This is a genomic window from Candidatus Berkelbacteria bacterium, assembly GCA_016187225.1.
Taxonomy (GTDB): domain Bacteria; phylum Patescibacteriota; class UBA1384; order JACPKC01; family JACPKC01; genus JACPKC01.
Map to the genome: position 1 here is coordinate 14,226 of JACPKC010000002.1, position 16,138 is coordinate 30,363.

13 protein-coding genes are annotated in these 16,138 nt (G+C 49.0%); all 13 read left to right on the plus strand.

Annotated features, from left to right (window positions below):
- The first annotated feature begins 4 nt into the window (after nt 1-4).
- The 13 genes from HYW32_00130 to HYW32_00190 all read left to right on the plus strand — a co-directional run bounded on the left by HYW32_00130 (nt 5) and on the right by HYW32_00190 (nt 15,924).
- On the plus strand, nt 5-3,262 hold the full coding sequence (locus HYW32_00130) for a S8 family serine peptidase (protein ID MBI2589431.1): 3,258 nt from the start codon (nt 5-7) through the stop codon (nt 3,260-3,262).
- The gene (locus HYW32_00135; GenBank protein MBI2589432.1) at nt 3,234-3,398 is read left to right on the plus strand and encodes a hypothetical protein; all 165 of its coding nucleotides are present in this window, start codon (nt 3,234-3,236) and stop codon (nt 3,396-3,398) included. Before HYW32_00130 ends, HYW32_00135 begins: the two co-directional genes overlap by 29 nt.
- Before the next feature lie 59 nt (nt 3,399-3,457).
- Nucleotides 3,458-4,342 carry a methyltransferase domain-containing protein gene (locus HYW32_00140; protein MBI2589433.1) on the plus strand — a complete coding sequence of 295 codons (885 nt, stop codon included), beginning with the start codon at nt 3,458-3,460 and terminating at the stop codon, nt 4,340-4,342.
- Between the two features lie 17 nt (nt 4,343-4,359).
- Nucleotides 4,360-5,883: a hypothetical protein gene (locus HYW32_00145; protein ID MBI2589434.1), complete on the plus strand. Its 1,524-nt coding sequence runs from the start codon at nt 4,360-4,362 to the stop codon at nt 5,881-5,883.
- Nucleotides 5,884-5,975: 92 nt separating this feature from the next.
- Nucleotides 5,976-7,112: a UDP-N-acetylglucosamine 2-epimerase (non-hydrolyzing) gene (gene wecB, locus HYW32_00150; protein MBI2589435.1), complete on the plus strand. Its 1,137-nt coding sequence runs from the start codon at nt 5,976-5,978 to the stop codon at nt 7,110-7,112.
- Nucleotides 7,093-8,739 carry an isocitrate lyase/phosphoenolpyruvate mutase family protein gene (locus tag HYW32_00155; GenBank protein MBI2589436.1) on the plus strand — a complete coding sequence of 549 codons (1,647 nt, stop codon included), beginning with the start codon at nt 7,093-7,095 and terminating at the stop codon, nt 8,737-8,739. The genes wecB and HYW32_00155 overlap by 20 nt, the downstream gene beginning before the upstream one ends.
- A 16-nt stretch (nt 8,740-8,755) precedes the next feature.
- Nucleotides 8,756-9,919 (plus strand): hypothetical protein, encoded by a 1,164-nt coding sequence (locus HYW32_00160; GenBank protein MBI2589437.1) that lies wholly within the window; start codon nt 8,756-8,758, stop codon nt 9,917-9,919.
- Nucleotides 9,919-11,013, plus strand: coding sequence for an iron-containing alcohol dehydrogenase (locus tag HYW32_00165; protein MBI2589438.1), 1,095 nt, complete (start codon nt 9,919-9,921; stop codon nt 11,011-11,013). The genes HYW32_00160 and HYW32_00165 overlap by 1 nt, the downstream gene beginning before the upstream one ends.
- Before the next feature lie 8 nt (nt 11,014-11,021).
- The gene (locus HYW32_00170) at nt 11,022-11,759 is read left to right on the plus strand and encodes a phosphocholine cytidylyltransferase family protein (GenBank protein MBI2589439.1); all 738 of its coding nucleotides are present in this window, start codon (nt 11,022-11,024) and stop codon (nt 11,757-11,759) included.
- Nucleotides 11,726-12,490: a CDP-alcohol phosphatidyltransferase family protein gene (locus HYW32_00175; protein ID MBI2589440.1), complete on the plus strand. Its 765-nt coding sequence runs from the start codon at nt 11,726-11,728 to the stop codon at nt 12,488-12,490. Before HYW32_00170 ends, HYW32_00175 begins: the two co-directional genes overlap by 34 nt.
- Before the next feature lie 60 nt (nt 12,491-12,550).
- Entirely contained in the window at nt 12,551-14,239 is a 1,689-nt protein-coding gene (locus HYW32_00180; GenBank protein ID MBI2589441.1) for a hypothetical protein, read from the plus strand.
- A gap of 68 nt (nt 14,240-14,307) precedes the next feature.
- Nucleotides 14,308-14,523: a hypothetical protein gene (locus HYW32_00185; GenBank protein MBI2589442.1), complete on the plus strand. Its 216-nt coding sequence runs from the start codon at nt 14,308-14,310 to the stop codon at nt 14,521-14,523.
- 336 nt (nt 14,524-14,859) lie between these two features.
- On the plus strand, nt 14,860-15,924 hold the full coding sequence (locus HYW32_00190; protein ID MBI2589443.1) for a hypothetical protein: 1,065 nt from the start codon (nt 14,860-14,862) through the stop codon (nt 15,922-15,924).
- Nucleotides 15,925-16,138 lie beyond the last annotated feature (214 nt).

Consider the following 16,138-nt stretch of genomic DNA (forward strand, 5'->3'; position numbering starts at 1 on the left):
ATATATGCGTTGGCTCGACCGAGCGATCATATTTTTTTCTGCACTCTTGAGCGCAGTCTTGATGGTAATTCCGCAAAGTGTTGCGGCGGTTGATTTTAATTCTTCAAATATTATTTCCAACAGTGAGTTTATCGATACAAATTCAATGACCGCGCCGGAAATTCAGCGTTTCTTGGAAGACCGGGGCGGTTTTTTAAAAGATTTTACAGAAAACGGCCGCTCGGCCGCGCAAATCATTTACGATGCCTCTCACGGTTACGGTGATGCTTCGGGCGCGATCAACGGCATCGCGCTGACAACGAGTACCGGCACGGTGAGTCCGAAAGTGATCCTGGTCACCCTTCAAAAAGAGCAAAGTCTGCTGACAATGACATCCCAAAACGACAGCGCCTTGCGGGCGGCGATGGGCTATGCTTGTCCGGATTCGGGCGGGTGTAACTCTAACTATGCTGGTTTTACCAAGCAAGTTGAGAACGGCGCTTGGCAGTTGCGCTATAACTATGAGCGTTCACAGGCTACAGGCTTTGGCGATTATCAAGTGGGTCAATCATTTTGTTTTGACGATTTTAACGGCACTAACTGCGGCACATATGAAAATCGCGCCACCGCCGCGCTCTACCGCTACACGCCGCATGTTTATAATGGGAACTACAATTTCCATAATCTCTACTACAACACCTACAACTTCACTGGGCCGGAGTTCGCGGCGACCCTAATTTCTTGGTCAAGTTCGGCTGGGCTTTATCAGTATCCTTCGGTAAGCAGTGGTCAGGATGCCACCTTGCAGGTCACACTGCGAAATATGGGGCGCACGACTTGGCAAAGAGGGGCGGTGAATTTAGGCACGGAACAGAATCGCGACCGCATCACCGGTTTCAATCGTGGAACGGGCTGGCGATCAGGAAATCGAGTTTCGTTGGTTGAAGTCTCGGTTGCGCCGGGTGAAAATGGCACCTTTAATTTTGTGGTTTCGCCGCCTTATTCTCTTCAAAGCGGCACTTATCGAGAACACTTCCGCCTCGTGGCCGATGGCATCAGCTGGTTTGGGCCAGAGTTATTCTGGGATATTTCAGTGACGGCGAGTTATCAGGCATCAGTCAGTTCATGGTCAACTTCAAGCGGTTCGCATACTTATCCAAGCGTAACTCGGGGCGGAAATGGCACAAATATAATTTTGAGAGTTCAAAATACTGGCGCGGCAATTTGGCAGAGAGGGACGGTGAATTTAGGCAGTGATCAGCCGCGCGATCGCGGCACGGGCTTTTTGCGCGAGTCGGGCACTGGAGTGGCTTCGGGCTGGGTCTCACAGAATCGAATCCAGATGCAAGAGAGTTCAGTCCCGCCTGGTGAAACAGCGACTTTCTCCTTCTGGCTTCAAGCGCCATCGAATATGCGCCCGGGGACTTACCGAGAACACTATCGTCTGGTGGCGGATGGATTAGATTGGTTCGGACCCGAGTACTACTGGGATTTTGATTTTCCTTTGGAGTCAAAACAGATTGCTCTAATTGACGACTCTCCAGCTCGGAAAGTTCAAGTGGGCGAGGAAACCACTCACCACTCACCACTCATCACTCACCTGCTTACTTTCAGCGAATCGCCAGATGCGGTAAAACTCGCTTGCGCTCTTAATCTTTCTGAAGATGCGGTCGAAATTAATCAGGCAACTCAAACCGCTATTATCTCGGGTGAGATTCCTGATTTGAGCAAGCTGGCCGCCGTGTTGCCAACCCTCGAGAGTGTGGAAGCCGATGAGCCAATTCGAATCTTCTCAACCCCGAATGACCCCAGGTATAGTAGTCAGGCAACGACTTTCTCGCAAATGAACATGCAAGCCGGCTGGGATTACGTGCAGGGCAAAACGAGCGCTGTCATTGCCGTCATTGATACCGGCGTAGACGGAACGCACGAAGATTTAACCGGCAAGGTATTGGCAGGCAGAAATATCTCGGCCAATACCGCGATCGCGGCTAATACTGACTCGGATGACAATGGGCATGGCACGAATATCGCCGGCATCGCGGCGGCGGGCGGCGATAATTCCATTGGAATGACAGGGGTTGATTGGCAGGCGCGAATTTTGCCAATCAAAGCTTTCAATAGTGATGGATTGGCAGAGACTTCAGATATCGTTTCGGCGATTGAGTATGCTATTAATCAGAATGCGACCGTGATTACGATGAGTTTTGGTCGCTCAACACCTTCAGATGCGTTAGAAGCGGCGGTTAATAGCGCCGCCAGTCGCGGCATTCTTCTTGTCGCGGCGGCTGGCAATACGGGCGAGAGTTCAGTTTACTATCCCGCGGCTTATGAAAATGTGATTGCGGCCGGCGCCGTGCAGGCCGATAATGCTCGTGCCAGTTTTTCTAATTACGGTAGCGCTCTTGATTTAATGGCGCCGGGTGTTTCAGTAATCGCAACTGCCGACGGCGGGGGGTATGAAGCCGTGAGCGGCACGTCATTTGCTGTGCCTTTCATTGCTGGCATCTCAACCTTGGTGAAGGATTTTCATAGTAGCGCCAGTGCGAGTGATGTAACGAGTATTTTAAACTCGACGGCCACCAAGGTTAGCGGTATGAACGGCAATCTGCGAACCGATGAATATGGCAACGGTGTTGTGAATTTAGCCGATGCGCTTGTTAGCGCTGGAGACTATCAGGCTTCGACAATTTCTTGGTCAACCAGTAACGGTTTATTTACCTATCCAACTCTCTCTTTGGGTGGCAGTGGCGCGAATGTCATTCTCACAGTGCGAAATACCGGTACCTCGCGCTGGTTTCGCGATCTGGTGCATCTAGGCGCCGATCAGCCGCGCGATCGCGGCACGGGCTTTTTGCGCGAGTCGGGCACTGGAGTGGCTTCGGGCTGGGTCTCACAGAATCGAATCCAGATGCAAGAGAGTTCAGTCCCGCCTGGTGAAACAGCGACTTTCTGGATTAGATTGGTTCGGACCCGAGTACTACTGGGATTTTCGGGTTTTATCAGAACTCGATGGGTATGGAGCAAGCACCTTAAACTGGTCAACCTCGGATGGACTTTTTACCTATCCAAGTGTTATTCGAGGTGGAGCTGGCACGAATATCGTGTTACGGGTCCGGAATACCGGCACAACGACCTGGATACAAGAGACTGTTCATCTAGGCGCCGATCAGCCGCGCGATCGCGGCACGGGCTTTTTGCGCGAGTCGGGCACTGGAGTGGCTTCGGGCTGGGTCTCACAGAATCGAATCCAGATGCAAGAGAGTTCAGTCGCTCCGGGTGAAACCGCCACCTTTTCATTTTGGTTACAAGCGCCGTCCGGAATGAGTCCGGGCACCTATCATGAACACTTCAAAGTCGTAGCCGATGGTCTGGGTTGGTTTGGTTCAGAAGCGTACTGGGATGTTATCGTGAGATAAGGCGCAAATCACTAGATCAACACTACGGTCTAATTCACTTCATTGGCCTTGAACTAGATATGTCTCTACAGAATCAGCACAAACAAGCTCAACAGGCGCTTTATGACGCTCATCTCCTCGATGATCTTGCCGCGGGCGCCGGAACCTTTGGATTTCGCAAGCCCAAGTTATTGCGCGATCTCGCTTTTGCGCGTTGGCTTGCCCGCCTTGAACTTAAAAGCGGTGAGCAAGTGCTGGATGTTGGTTGTAATGCCGGCGCTCGACTTGAAGCTCTTCGGCGCGAATACGGGATCGAGGGCACGGGCATTGATCTTTCGCCGAAGACAATTGCGCTTGGCCAAAAACATTTTCCAGCGTTGACCCTTCAGGTGGGAGACGCCGAACTTTTGCCTTATCAGGAAAATTCTTTTGACACAGTCATTAGTTTCGAAACCTTTGAGCATCTGCCCAACCCTGGCAAGGCGTTGGCAGAAATCGGTCGTGTTGTTAGGCCTGGTGGTTGGGTGTTGATTTACGCTATTTCACGACGCAATGCTGGCACTTGGCATTGGCTTCAATCTAAGTTGAGCGGCGGTCGCTTGGGCACGGGCGCCTTGCGCGATCATCTTCCCGAACTTCTTGTTCCACCAGAATGCTTTCCAGCTTGGTCTCAAAAAGCGGGACTCAAGATCCAACAGAGAGGTCTTTTGCATCAATTTTTTACCCTTTTGCATGATGAACCTTGGAGCGCCTTCCTCGCAACACTTGCCCCCAAACGCTCTCGGCCACGACTTGATACAATAAAAATGGCAGGCAATCTACCTCGCGCGCCGGGCAAGTTTTTTATGCTCTACCGCGTCTGGCTTCATGGCATGGAGATTGTCATGAGTCTTTTGGATTTACCCTGGCAAATGGCACGAGTAAGCGATGGTATTTTTGTTTTATTGAAAAAACAAGAATTGTGATTAGGAGGGGCAAGATCTTGAAGCGTCAAAGTATTATCTCGGGATTCATCTTCGGGCTACTTTTAGGCGTACTTGGACTTCGTCTTTACCTCTTGTTTTGGGGCTATTTTCAATATGAATTTATTGTGCCGCCGGGGGGAGATCCAGCTGTTCATTTACAATTTATCAATGCGATTCAGCGTGGCACGTTTCAAATTGGCGCCTATCCGCCGGCTTTTCATTTTATTGTTGCCTGGCTCGCACAAGCGCTGGCCTTGCCCACAGTTACAATTTTAATTCTCGTCGGTCCCTTTTTAGTTGTATTGCCGGCGCTCGCGGTGTTTTTGCTCGCTCGAGCTTGGTTTGATCGCGTTACTGCGCTCTTGGCGGCCGCTCTAATTGGCCTGACTGGCGCGAGTCCGATTCTCGCTTATATGGATGGGAATTATCCAAATTTAATCGCTGGCGGCTTCTTCCTGATCCTTGGCATTACGGCGCTTGTTCTGGGGCTACGGAAACAGCCAGTTTTTTACAGCACACTTGCGAGCCTGTCTTTTTTAGCGGTGGCTTTATTCCATCACCTTACTTACGGTCTTCTGCTTGCGATTCTAGTGGTTTACTTCCTCGCTCTGTGGATTTTGAAATGGTTTAAAATTGGCTCGGTGCCATATTTGCGAACTGTGAGCTGGATAGTGTTGCCCTCGCTCTTGCTCACCGTCGCAGTCGCTCTTCTCTTGGCTGGGCCCGAAGTGATCTTGCCGGCGCTCCGCGATCTTTTAGGCGGTCAGCCGCCATCTATTTTTGATTCAGCGCTTCGAACGCCAATTCGTCTAGGGCAATACAATGAAATTGTTGGTCCGGTTGTGGTGGTGAGCGGTATTTTGGGTATCATCTTTTTGATTCAGCGCCGTGATTTGCCTTGGGAACGTCGACTCTTCTTGCTCCTTTGGATTGGGATTGTGTTTGCTCTTTCACGAACTCAATTTTCTGGTCTGCCAGCGCGATTTGCGCGAGAACTCGGCATCCCCTTGGCGCTTTCGGGTGGACTTTTGGGCACATCGCTCATGAAACTTTCAACCGATCGTTCTCATCAATTGGCAAGTGGAGCGATTCTCGCTCTCTTCCTGGTTTCGCAAACAGTGATGCTCACAACTGGCCCAGCCCAACTCCCCGAATCCTTTAGTCGACTCATCTGGTTTGACAAATCTGACCAAGAGAAGCTTGCTTATCTTGAAGACTTGCCAGTGGGAAGCCGAATTTTGGCGACACCCAGCTCGCCCTACTATGAAGCTCTGTTACCGGAGTATAAATTTTCCGCACTCGCGGCAATGGATCTCACGAATGAGCGTAAGACCGGGCAATTAATTCAATCCCGCGCCGACTATTTGTTTGTAGATACCTTGCCGGCGACTAATCCTGATCCAATTGCGTATCCATATTTTGCCAACTACGATCGGGCGCGAGTCGCCCTTGAAAATTATAGTGGAGCGAGAATTATCAAGACCTTCGCGGATGGTTCAGTTGTGAAACGCGTGATCGCCACCTTGCCAGCCGTGCAGTAAGAAGTAGATGGTGAGTGACGAGAGTTTTTTATTCGAGCTTGTCGAGAATCACCCTTTACTATCTATTACTCACTCTTCATTATTTATTAAGAATGAAGATCGCCATTATTTTGGGCACGCGCCCAGAAATTATTAAACTCGCCCCAATTCTTCGTCGCATCCAGGCGTCCGAGAATGAGCTTATGCTCATCCATACTAATCAGCACTACTCGGCAAATATGGACGGGGTATTCTTTAAGGAATTAGCTTTGCCAGCGCCAGACTCTAATCTTGGGGTTGGTTCAGGTACGCATGGCGCTCAAACTGGTTTAATGCTTGCCAGGCTCGAGAAGGCGTTGAACATGAATCGACCGGACGCAGTTCTAGTTCAGGGAGATACTAATACAGTTTTAGCAGGCGCCTTGGCGGCGGTGAAGCTTGGTATTCAAGTCGGTCACGTGGAAGCGGGGCTTCGAAGTTACGACCGAACGATGCCGGAAGAGATCAATCGCGTTCTGACCGACCATGCGGCCGATATTTTATTTGCGCCCACTCAAAATGCGGCCCAGCTTTTACATGCCGAAGGTATTCCTAGCGAACGAATCGAGGTTACTGGTAATACGATCGTGGATGCAATAAACGATCATCGTGAGTTAGTCAATTCACGTTCGTATATTCTATCCACGCTAAAGCTAGAGCCTCGAGGTTATTTGCTTTTAACCCTGCATCGGCCAGCGAATGTTGACCGACGAGAAACGCTCGCTGAAATTATTATAGGAATCACGAACGTGGCACGAATAACTCAACTGCCGGTAGTCTTTCCGGCGCATCCTCGAACAGTTAAACAGCTTGAGCAATTCAAGCTCACGCTTCCGGTTTCATTTCGTCAAATTAAGCCAATCGGCTACCTAGATTTTCTAGGCTTAGAAGCAAATGCCGAGCTTATTCTCACGGACTCCGGCGGAATTCAAGAAGAAGCCTGTGTCCTGCGAGTGCCTTGCGTGACCATCCGAGAAAACACCGAACGTCCCGAAACTCTGGCAGTAGGCGCTAACGAATTGGCAGGTCTAACCTCAATCGGCATTCAAGCGGCGAGTGCCAAAATGCTTGCGCAAGCTCGAACTTGGCAAAATCCTTTTGGCGATGGTCGCGCGAGCGATCGAATTCTTCACAAATTATCCACAAGGTTTTCCACACTGCCTGCAACGGGCTTTGCTAGTGTTAAGGGTCATGGCGACCACAACTTCTAAAGCCGAAGTTTTAAGGCGAGCTTTGGCGCGGCAAGCGCCGGTGTTGGCGCTTGAAGCGCACGACGCTCCATCAGCTAAAATCGTTGAAGAAGCCGGTTTCGATGCCGTTTGGGCTTCAGGTTTGACGATTTCTATTACTCACGGCGTCCCCGATCTCGGTCTTTTAGATCGATCTGAAATGCTCACGACCGTGAAATGCATAAATGACGCCACAACCCTGCCGGTGATTGTTGATGTCGATGATGGTTATGGCGGCATTCGAAATGTGATTCAACTTGTTAAGGAATGCGAGGCGATCGGTGTTGCGGCAATTATTATTGAAGAAAAAGGGCGAACAACCAAGGCCAATTCCCTTGATCAAAATGCGCATCACTCTTTGGAAGAGATTGACGTTTTCTCGGCAAAACTTAGAGCCGCTAAGCAATATCAACGCTCGCCTCACTTTCTCGTGGTGGCCCGGATTGAGGCCTTGATCGCGGGTTTGTCCGTTGAAGAAGCGCTAAAGCGCGCCAATACCTATACAGATGCGGGTGCAGATGCGATCGTGATTCACTGGAACAAAAAAGATCCCAGTTTAGTTTACAATTTTATCGATCAGTTTAAGGATCGGGTGCCGGTAATTGTCATCCCAACGAGTTATAGCCAGATTCCTGCCTCGGAACTTGCCAGTCGCGGCGTTAAGCTAGTGATCTATGCCAACCATCTAAGACGGGCCTCAATCACAACGATGCGCGCGATTGCTGCCCGGATTCGAAATGATGAGCGCACCTCTGAAGTGGAGGCTGAAATCGCTTCGGTGAAAGATCTTTGGAATATGGTTGGCACACACGAGGTCATGGCCTACGAAGAACGCTTACTGCGAGAAAGCAAGGCGCCGATCAATGCTCTTATTCTCGCGGCCGGAGAGACTAAGGAGCTTGGGCGAATCACCGACTTGCCGGTCGCGCTCATGCAGATCAATAAGAAGAGTTTCCTTGAGTGGCAGGCACATGCATATCGGGCGGTTGGCGTTGAGGCGGTTGGCGTCGTGACCGGTTGGCGAGCCGAGAAAATCACTCTGCCCGGGTTTACCTATATTAAGAATCCTGACTATGCCAAAACAGGAATCTATCATACCCTTCAAAAGGCAAAAAAATTTTTGACCGCCGAGACCCTAGTGTCTTATGGCGATATTTATTTTTCGGATGATCCAGTGCGTCGCATTCTCGTTGAACTTGAGAATGGGCAAGCTGATATCGTCATCGCCGTCGACCCGAATATAAAATATGGTCTTGTCTCTAATGACAAAGAGCTGGTTATGACCGAGGAAGAAACCTCGTCATTGGGAAGTCGGATGGCGCATCTATCGGAAAAACCGCGTGTCCTCAAGGTGAGCAAGAAGCTAGTTGGCAACGCGATCGCGGGCGAGTTTATCGGTTTGGCTGGTTTTTCCAAATCAGCAATAACCGCCTTATTACTTTTGCCTGAATCTCAACCTGAAACAGACTGGCGCCAGGCGGATTTATGTGACGCGCTTAATACCTTGATTGCTCAAGGAATTCAAATTCGGGCAATTCCAGCGCCGTTCTGGTATGAAATTGATAAAACCGCTGACGTGCTTAATCTTTTAAGCACCAGTATGGTTTAGTTAGCAAGGAGGGTGTGTGGCAGTCGAACCAGTTAAATTTTGGCAAGCGCTTGAAAAAGAGAATCTCGGTCCAATTTTTCAAGTTCCATGCTCGATATTCAAAAATTTTCTGAACTTTTGTTATGACACCGACAAGGAAGTCTACAATCCGGTTCATGAAGGCATTGCCCTAGTTCAAGCTTCGGGCGCTTATCTTGCTACCGGTAAATTGCCGATCGTGATGCTTCAAAATTCCGGTTTTGGCAATCTTTTGAATCCCCTCACCTCATTGAATCAGGTTTATGACATCCCTGCTTTGCTGATGATGAGTTGGCGCGGAGCGGATGGTCGAGGCACTGATGCGCCGGAACATGATGAAATGGGAACCATGTTCTTAAAAATTCTTAAGGCGGCGAATGTTGCCTCTGAAATACTTGATGAGAGACATTTCGGCGAGCAAATTTATAAGTCGAGCCAACTCGCTCAAAGCCAACGTCGCCCGACCGCGTTAATTCTTAAAAAAGATTTTTTTGCGCCCTACCAAGCACGCCAATCACACATCTCTCCAGCGCAAGAATTCACACGGCATCACGTGATCTCGGTGATAAAAAATTGGTTTGGCGAGCGAGCGATTTACCTTTCTTCGACTGGCTTCCCAAGCCGAGATTCGTTTAACGTTCGCGATACGCCCGATTTTTACATCATGGGTTCAATGGGCTATACGGGCGCACTCGGCTTACATATTGCAAAATCAAACGACCGTCCAGTTGTGCTCTTCGAAGGCGATGGCAGTGTTTTAATGCATATCGGCGCACTCGCTTCAATTGCGGCGCTTAAGCCAAAAAATCTGATCCATTTTGTTTTAGATAACGAAGCTTATGATTCAACCGGTTTCCAGCCATCGCTAAGCAAAGGCATCGATTTGTGTAAAATTGCGGAAGGTTTCGGCTACACGTATACATTGAACGTTCGTGAAGAAAATGATTTAAGGACTCTTCTCGCAACCGTGGAATCAATTAAAGGACCGATCTTGATCCGCGTCAAGGTGGGGCAGGTTCATACAAAGACTGGCCAACGCGTTTCGGATAAGTATTCTCCAGTTCAGATTACAGATCGTTTTATGGAGAATTTGCGATCTGGCTATCTTGGCATTCAAGAGTCAGGCAATCAAGCGCGTGACGTGGTTGAGGTTAATGTCTAATGCCCTGGTCGTACCATCTGCCTACACAGATCACGTTCGGTGAAGGCGTATTTCGCGATATTGATCGGTGGTGGTTAGCTAAACTGGGGCGGCGTGTCGGCTTGATCACGAGTCCATCTCAACAAGCGCGGGCGGTTGAACTTAAGGTTTGTGCGCGTTGGGATAAGATTACTTCCAACCCATCGGTTGCGACGCTTCAATCTTTGATTAAATGGGTTAAGTCAGAATCCCTCACCGGCCTAGTTGCTCTTGGCGGCGGCAGTGTGATCGACAGCGCCAAGGTTGCTTCAGTCCTGGCTTGCCAAGACATCTCACTTGTTGAAGCGCTCACCCGAAAAACTCAATTAGTCGCTCGACACTTGCCACTTATTGCTTGCCCGACCACTGCCGGCACAGGCGCAGAGGTTACGAAATGGGCAACGGTTTGGGGCGACGATCTTCGCAAGTATTCATTTGAGCATGAACTTGCTTATCCACTTCAGGCGGTCATCGACCCAGAGCTGACTTATTCATTGCCCCGTCAAATTACGGCCTCAACCGGCTTGGATGCATTTGCGCAAGCGATCGAAGCCTATTGGTCGCGTAATACTCAACCGCTCTCGCAAACCTTGGCGCTTCGTGCGATCGAGCTGATTTACGCCACTTTGCCAAAAGCAGTCGATCAGCCAAAAGATGGCACAGCGCGTCACGACATGGCGCTTGGCTCGCTCTTGGCCGGACTCGCCTTTACCGGCACGCGCACAACGGCCTGCCACGCCATTTCTTATCCAATGACCGCTCATTTCGGTGTGCCGCATGGCTTTGCCGTTGCTCTCACTCTTCCAAACATGCTCCGTTTCAACGCCGAATCCTTCGTCAATTTTTCTACGTTCGTGAAGGCACTAGATGCAGATTCGATCGAAGCGGCCGCGAAACGCATTGAGCAGTTGATGCAAGTAGTAGGCGCGCCAACTACTTTAGCCGCCGCCAAGGTGCCTAAAACAGGCTTGCAAACTATTCTTGATGAGGGCTTTCATCCCGACCGCGTTATTCACAATCCTCGCGAACTTGACAGACAGTCGTTATCCGAGATGCTAACTAAAATTGCAAACTAGGAGGTTGGATGCAGGCTTTAATCGTTGCGGCGGGCCGTTCGTCTAGACTCTATCCGTTGACTCTCAAGACTCCGAAAACCCTGCTGTCGGTTGGCGAAGCGAGTTTAATTGAACGGTCGGTTCAAGCGTTGACTGCGGTTGGCGTTGATCGGTTAGTGGTGATAACGGGCTTTGAAGCCGAGCAGATTGAATCAGCCTTGGGCGATCGGGCGAGCTACGTTCGAAACGAAAACTTTGCCACAACCAATAATTTGGCAAGCTTACTGATTGGATCGCAAGCGCTTGATCTGTCAGAACCCTGGCTCTACCTTCATGCCGATTTAATTTATCATCCGCGCTTACTTGAAAATACATTAAAAGCGCCGGGTGAAGTGGTTTTCTTAGTTGACCAACAGTCAATCGGCGAAGAAGAAATGAAAGTTCGGATCAAGGATGGGCGAATTATTGAAGCCAACAAGGCGATTCCGCTTAAGGAAGCCGCTGGTGAATGGACGGGAATTATCAAGTTTAATCCAGAGGGTGCGGCATGGTATCTGCCAGCGGTCGAGAAAGCAGTCGCGACTGATCCAACCAAATATGACTGCGTGGTCGTTCGTGATCTTGCCGCCGCCGGATATACAATTAGCGTTGCCTCGACTGAAGGCTTACCGTGGCGCGAGGTTGATTTTCCAGAAGATCTTGCCGCCGCCCGGGAGATCGCCAAGGAGATTCCATGGCCAGTTCCATCCCTTCAGTTCGCGAATTGATTCCAATTATTCAAAAACGAAACTACGAGACCGCGACTACTTTTCAACTTGTTCATTTTCGTATTTCTCCTTACCTAACTCGCATCCTTTTGATGTTGAACATCTCTGCTAATGCGACGACTCTAATCGCGCTCTTAATTGGTCTTATGTCGGTGTTTGCGCTTGTGCGACTGGTCAATAGCCCGCATCTTGTTTTAATTAGCGCACTGCTTTTTCAACTTCATTACCTGTTTGATTGCTCCGATGGTGAAATTGCTCGATTTCGCAAAACCCAAAGCCCGGCTGGCAAGTACGCCGACCTATTTTTGCACCTTTTTGTTTACCCGATTTTTTTCCTTTCGATGGGTTGGGGGGCAACGAATGCGACTGGGAATCCATATTTTTTGCTTCTAGGCGGGATCAGCGCGGTTGGAGCGCTCTGGTACGACCACCTCTGGTTCGATTCTGGGCCGGATCCGGCATCCTTGACTCCAGTCAAAATGCCAAGCGTGACAATCGCAAAAAGAAAGTCAGCCCTAACTTTATTCATTGAACGGTCGTCGATTGTATGGAGCTTTCCCCTAATTGCTAATGTGTTTGGTCTTGTTGGAGTTTTGGTAAGTGCGTTAGGTAGCCTTGAACCGCTCTTTTGGTTTCTTTGGTTCTACGGCATTTCGTATCCGCTCTTCAGTGTTTTTACTGCTTGGCGCGTTCATCGCAATCTCGTAAAAACTTATGCTAAGCGCTCATAGCCGCACCAGTATATCTGGTTAGCATGCGCCCGATCATGCCTCAAGCACCTGGGAGTTTACATGGCTCGCGAGCGGAAACAGAAAAAACCCATTCTTGTAATTCTTGAGGACCCGACTTGTCTCGATCGCATCCACAATGCAATTCATCCTCATGAACAAGACCAGATACTCTATTTGCCTCTGAATGATTCAAGTTATCGAGCGCTTCAGTCGGCCAATTTGCCAAGTGTCGATCTTACCTCGCTTCAATGGAAGTCGTTTATTGGCATGGATGATGAGGCTAGAAAACTTGCTCGTATTTCTATAAACAAAAATAAGAAGGTTTTGCACGGTCAAGAGATTACCCAAGTGCTTGAGTGGCCGCTAAGTTATCTCTTTGCGTATCTATTAAAAAGAATCTGGATAATCGATTGGGCAATTCGAAGTTACAAGCCAGGCCAGATTATTTTTTGTATTCCAAAAAACAAGTTCCAACTTTCAGATGATCTATCATTTTCAGAATCAAGTTTAATCGGAAGTCGTTTAGCGTTGCTTTTGGCGCGCCGGAGTTCTCTGCCGTACAAAATGATCCGGGTGCGACAAAAAATGGCCTTTGATTTCCTCCGACCTCTCCGTTTAATATACCGTTGGTGGCGCTCGCAACGCTTCCCAGAAATCCCGTTGAAGCGGTTTGATGTCTTGGTCGCTCCAGCCGTAAAAGAGGCATCCTTTTCAGCGTTCAAGGGCAAAAATATCAACAGACTGACAAGTTATGGCTTACCTCTCCCTCTTTTTTCGCATGAACAGTTTCAATTTCCGCCGCTTCGTTACAGAGGCATATCGCTTAATTCGATTTTGAATTCCACAGCTAAGCAGGTTGGTCGAACGTTGCGGAGTTATCGCGCGTTTTTCGAGCGTGTTTCGGCCGCTCTCGCTTTTGCTCATGCCGAATTTGTAATTGCGAGCGAAGACACCAGCGCTTTTGGAAAATCTCTTGTTCTTGCCGCTAAATCCCAAGGGATTCGTTCAGTGGTTAGCCAGCATGGGGTCACAGGTCACCCGATTGGTTTTATTCCACTCACGGCCGATAAGTTTATGGCGTGGGGGCAAATTTCGCGAGATTGGCTAATAAAACACGGAGTGCCAGCTAAACGAGTGAGTGTTACAGGGCATCCAGCGTTTCAGGCTCATCAGGTTGATAGAACTCGTCGAGCTATACATCGAACGAACGTGAATAAAATGTTGAAGTTAGCGAGCAGGGCAAAATTAGTTGTGCTCACCACGCAAGTGATTGAGGAACGATACTGTTTCCCTAATTATCATGTAAATTGGTGGGAAAATACGCCGTTTATTCAGGACGTAATCAACGCTGTGCTGGATATTGATTTAGCGGTTTTAGTGATCAAACCTCATCCCTCGGATGAAGGAATGGAAAAAATTATTGAAAGCTTAATCACTCGCGAACGAGTCAAGATTGTGCGGACGATACCGACGCCAGAATTACTCGAAGCCGCTGATGTGGTGGTTACAGCTTGGTCAACGACTGGTCTTGAAGCTCTCGCCGTTGGGACGCCGGTCGTGTGGCATAACCCAGCGCGTCGGCCTGACTATCTCGGCTATCGTCCGTACATGAAGCATATTGAGGCGAAGAATCCACTCGAACTCACTGCGCTTATCCGCCAGGCAATCAAATACCCGCTTCATTACCTCAAATCAGCTAAGACTGTAGAATATCTTAAGGATTACTTCAGCGTTCCACATCTCCATTAAACTGACAAATATTCGTTGCCATACCCGAGGCACTCTTCATCCAGCAACTCGAAGGACCTCAACCCTGGATGGGCCTGGGTTCGATTGCCTGGGTCGGGCCAGAGATTGAACCTTCAGGCGATGCCGAAGGCGAGGTCGGTCGGAGACGGTGGGTCTCGATCGGAGACTTGGAGGGTGAGCTCAAGGAGCATCCAGAGCATTTTATGGGGTTTCATTACCCCGTACTGCTTTGGGCGGTGAACCTATTGAGAAAACCCGTCGCCACATCGGCGACTAACCAATAGAATCATCCAAAGTGAGGCGTTTTTCACGACGCCTCTTTTCTTATTAGAGAGAACTCGGACGTGAGTTCGGAGGTCAAATCTGCCTACTCGTAGCAAATACTCTCATGCGAATCATTAGTCTCTGCCACAGTGTGTACCAGCACCAGTCCCACATCGTCTGAAGAACGAAGTGCCGCCACAAGTTCCTCAAGGCGTACGTCAGGCGAATCTAGACAAGAGTTTTGCCGGTTATCCATATTCCGTCAGAATGTTGAAGTGAAAACATATCCCCAGTCTACATTGGAATACACTTGATACCATTGTGCTAGATTTAAACAAAAGAGGGGAAATATTTTTATGATGACTCGCGCAAGGCTTTTAAGTTTAGTAGGCGGGCTGGGTATATTGGGCCTCATGGGCGTGGGCATCGCTTTAAATAGATCAGAGGCTTCCTCAATCACAGAGAATTTTTTTGTTCAGCCCCAAGAAGGTGTCGAAGCGCTTACTGTGACTGCGACGTATGCTGATTACCTGTTAATCGAGGGTACAGAACTTACCTTCCAGTTTGATAGGGAGACGACGATCGTTAATCCCTCGGGGCAGAACATTGGCTCTGTGAAGTATACGACCGTGACTCACCGCTATCAGAAGCCAGGGAATTATTCCGTCAAGCTTATTGCGAAAATTCCCCTCGGAGACGGAAAGATTCTCACGAAAATAGTCCGAAAACGTGTCAAAGTAAGTAAGATCAAGCCCGGCCAATACTTTTCCATTGAACCCCCATCCGGTCTGGCCCCGCTCGGCATTAAGGCAGTGTACGCAGACTACTTCATGATTGAAGACACGAAGCTCGTCTTTGATTTTGGAGATGGCACGGTCAGTGAGGACAGCGGAAACTACAGCAACAACACAGGCTCGGTTAAATACACTACCGCTTTTCATCGCTACAACGAGCCAGGCAAGTACACGGTTGGTCTCACGGTGAAAACACCTATCGGCGGCGATGAATTTCGTGAAAAAACCGTGAAAAAAGTGGTAAGGGTACAGCAGGGCGACTTAGTGTTACCTGTGCCGACTATTCGTAAACTCTATATGACTGGTCAGGGAACATTGCCGCGAACAGAAATAACTATTGAGCCTCGTATTCGATTGTCTGGGCGCGAAGCGCGTGGAGTATACATTGAAGGGACATCGATCACCGAACAAACTAATTTCGACGTCTGTTTGACGAATGAAGCATTCTCTCTACGAGCGGAATGCGAACAACTCGGTGTTTTTGGCACATTTAACAATAACGGTGGGTTCGACTGGTTCCTGTGGTTTCCAGACACTCTTTTCACACAGAAAGGCAACTATGTCATCGAGGGGAGAGCACAGGGTTCAGTGCAAGCGTCAACACTTCTTGAAATTGTACGAGAATAGTACGAACTTTCTACTTACATAACGCAACAAAAGAGCATGCGTTCTCTTTTGTTGATGAATAGACCTGCAATTTTGTTTTAAAGAGCGCTCGCCAGGGCGCTCTTTACTTGTCTAATGCCGTGACGATACTTGGCAAGTTAAATACTCCTTGATAGCCTAACCGTGAGTTAGGAGGCGATGGTGACTTTGGCACAGAAAATTGTTGCTGTTATCT

Bases quoted from the DNA above. Each gene is read 5' to 3' on its own strand.
- HYW32_00140 (MBI2589433.1), top strand. From the start codon at position 3,458: ATGTCTCTACAGAATCAGCACAAACAAGCTCAACAGGCGCTTTATGAC.
- HYW32_00185 (MBI2589442.1), top strand. From the start codon at position 14,308: ATGGGCCTGGGTTCGATTGCCTGGGTCGGGCCAGAGATTGAACCTTCA.
- HYW32_00190 (MBI2589443.1), top strand. From the start codon at position 14,860: ATGATGACTCGCGCAAGGCTTTTAAGTTTAGTAGGCGGGCTGGGTATA.
- HYW32_00180 (MBI2589441.1), top strand. From the start codon at position 12,551: ATGGCTCGCGAGCGGAAACAGAAAAAACCCATTCTTGTAATTCTTGAG.
- HYW32_00165 (MBI2589438.1), top strand. From the start codon at position 9,919: ATGCCCTGGTCGTACCATCTGCCTACACAGATCACGTTCGGTGAAGGC.
- HYW32_00155 (MBI2589436.1), top strand. From the start codon at position 7,093: ATGGCGACCACAACTTCTAAAGCCGAAGTTTTAAGGCGAGCTTTGGCG.
- HYW32_00130 (MBI2589431.1), top strand. From the start codon at position 5: ATGCGTTGGCTCGACCGAGCGATCATATTTTTTTCTGCACTCTTGAGC.
- HYW32_00175 (MBI2589440.1), top strand. From the start codon at position 11,726: ATGGCCAGTTCCATCCCTTCAGTTCGCGAATTGATTCCAATTATTCAA.
- HYW32_00170 (MBI2589439.1), top strand. From the start codon at position 11,022: ATGCAGGCTTTAATCGTTGCGGCGGGCCGTTCGTCTAGACTCTATCCG.
- wecB (MBI2589435.1), top strand. From the start codon at position 5,976: ATGAAGATCGCCATTATTTTGGGCACGCGCCCAGAAATTATTAAACTC.
- HYW32_00135 (MBI2589432.1), top strand. From the start codon at position 3,234: ATGCAAGAGAGTTCAGTCGCTCCGGGTGAAACCGCCACCTTTTCATTT.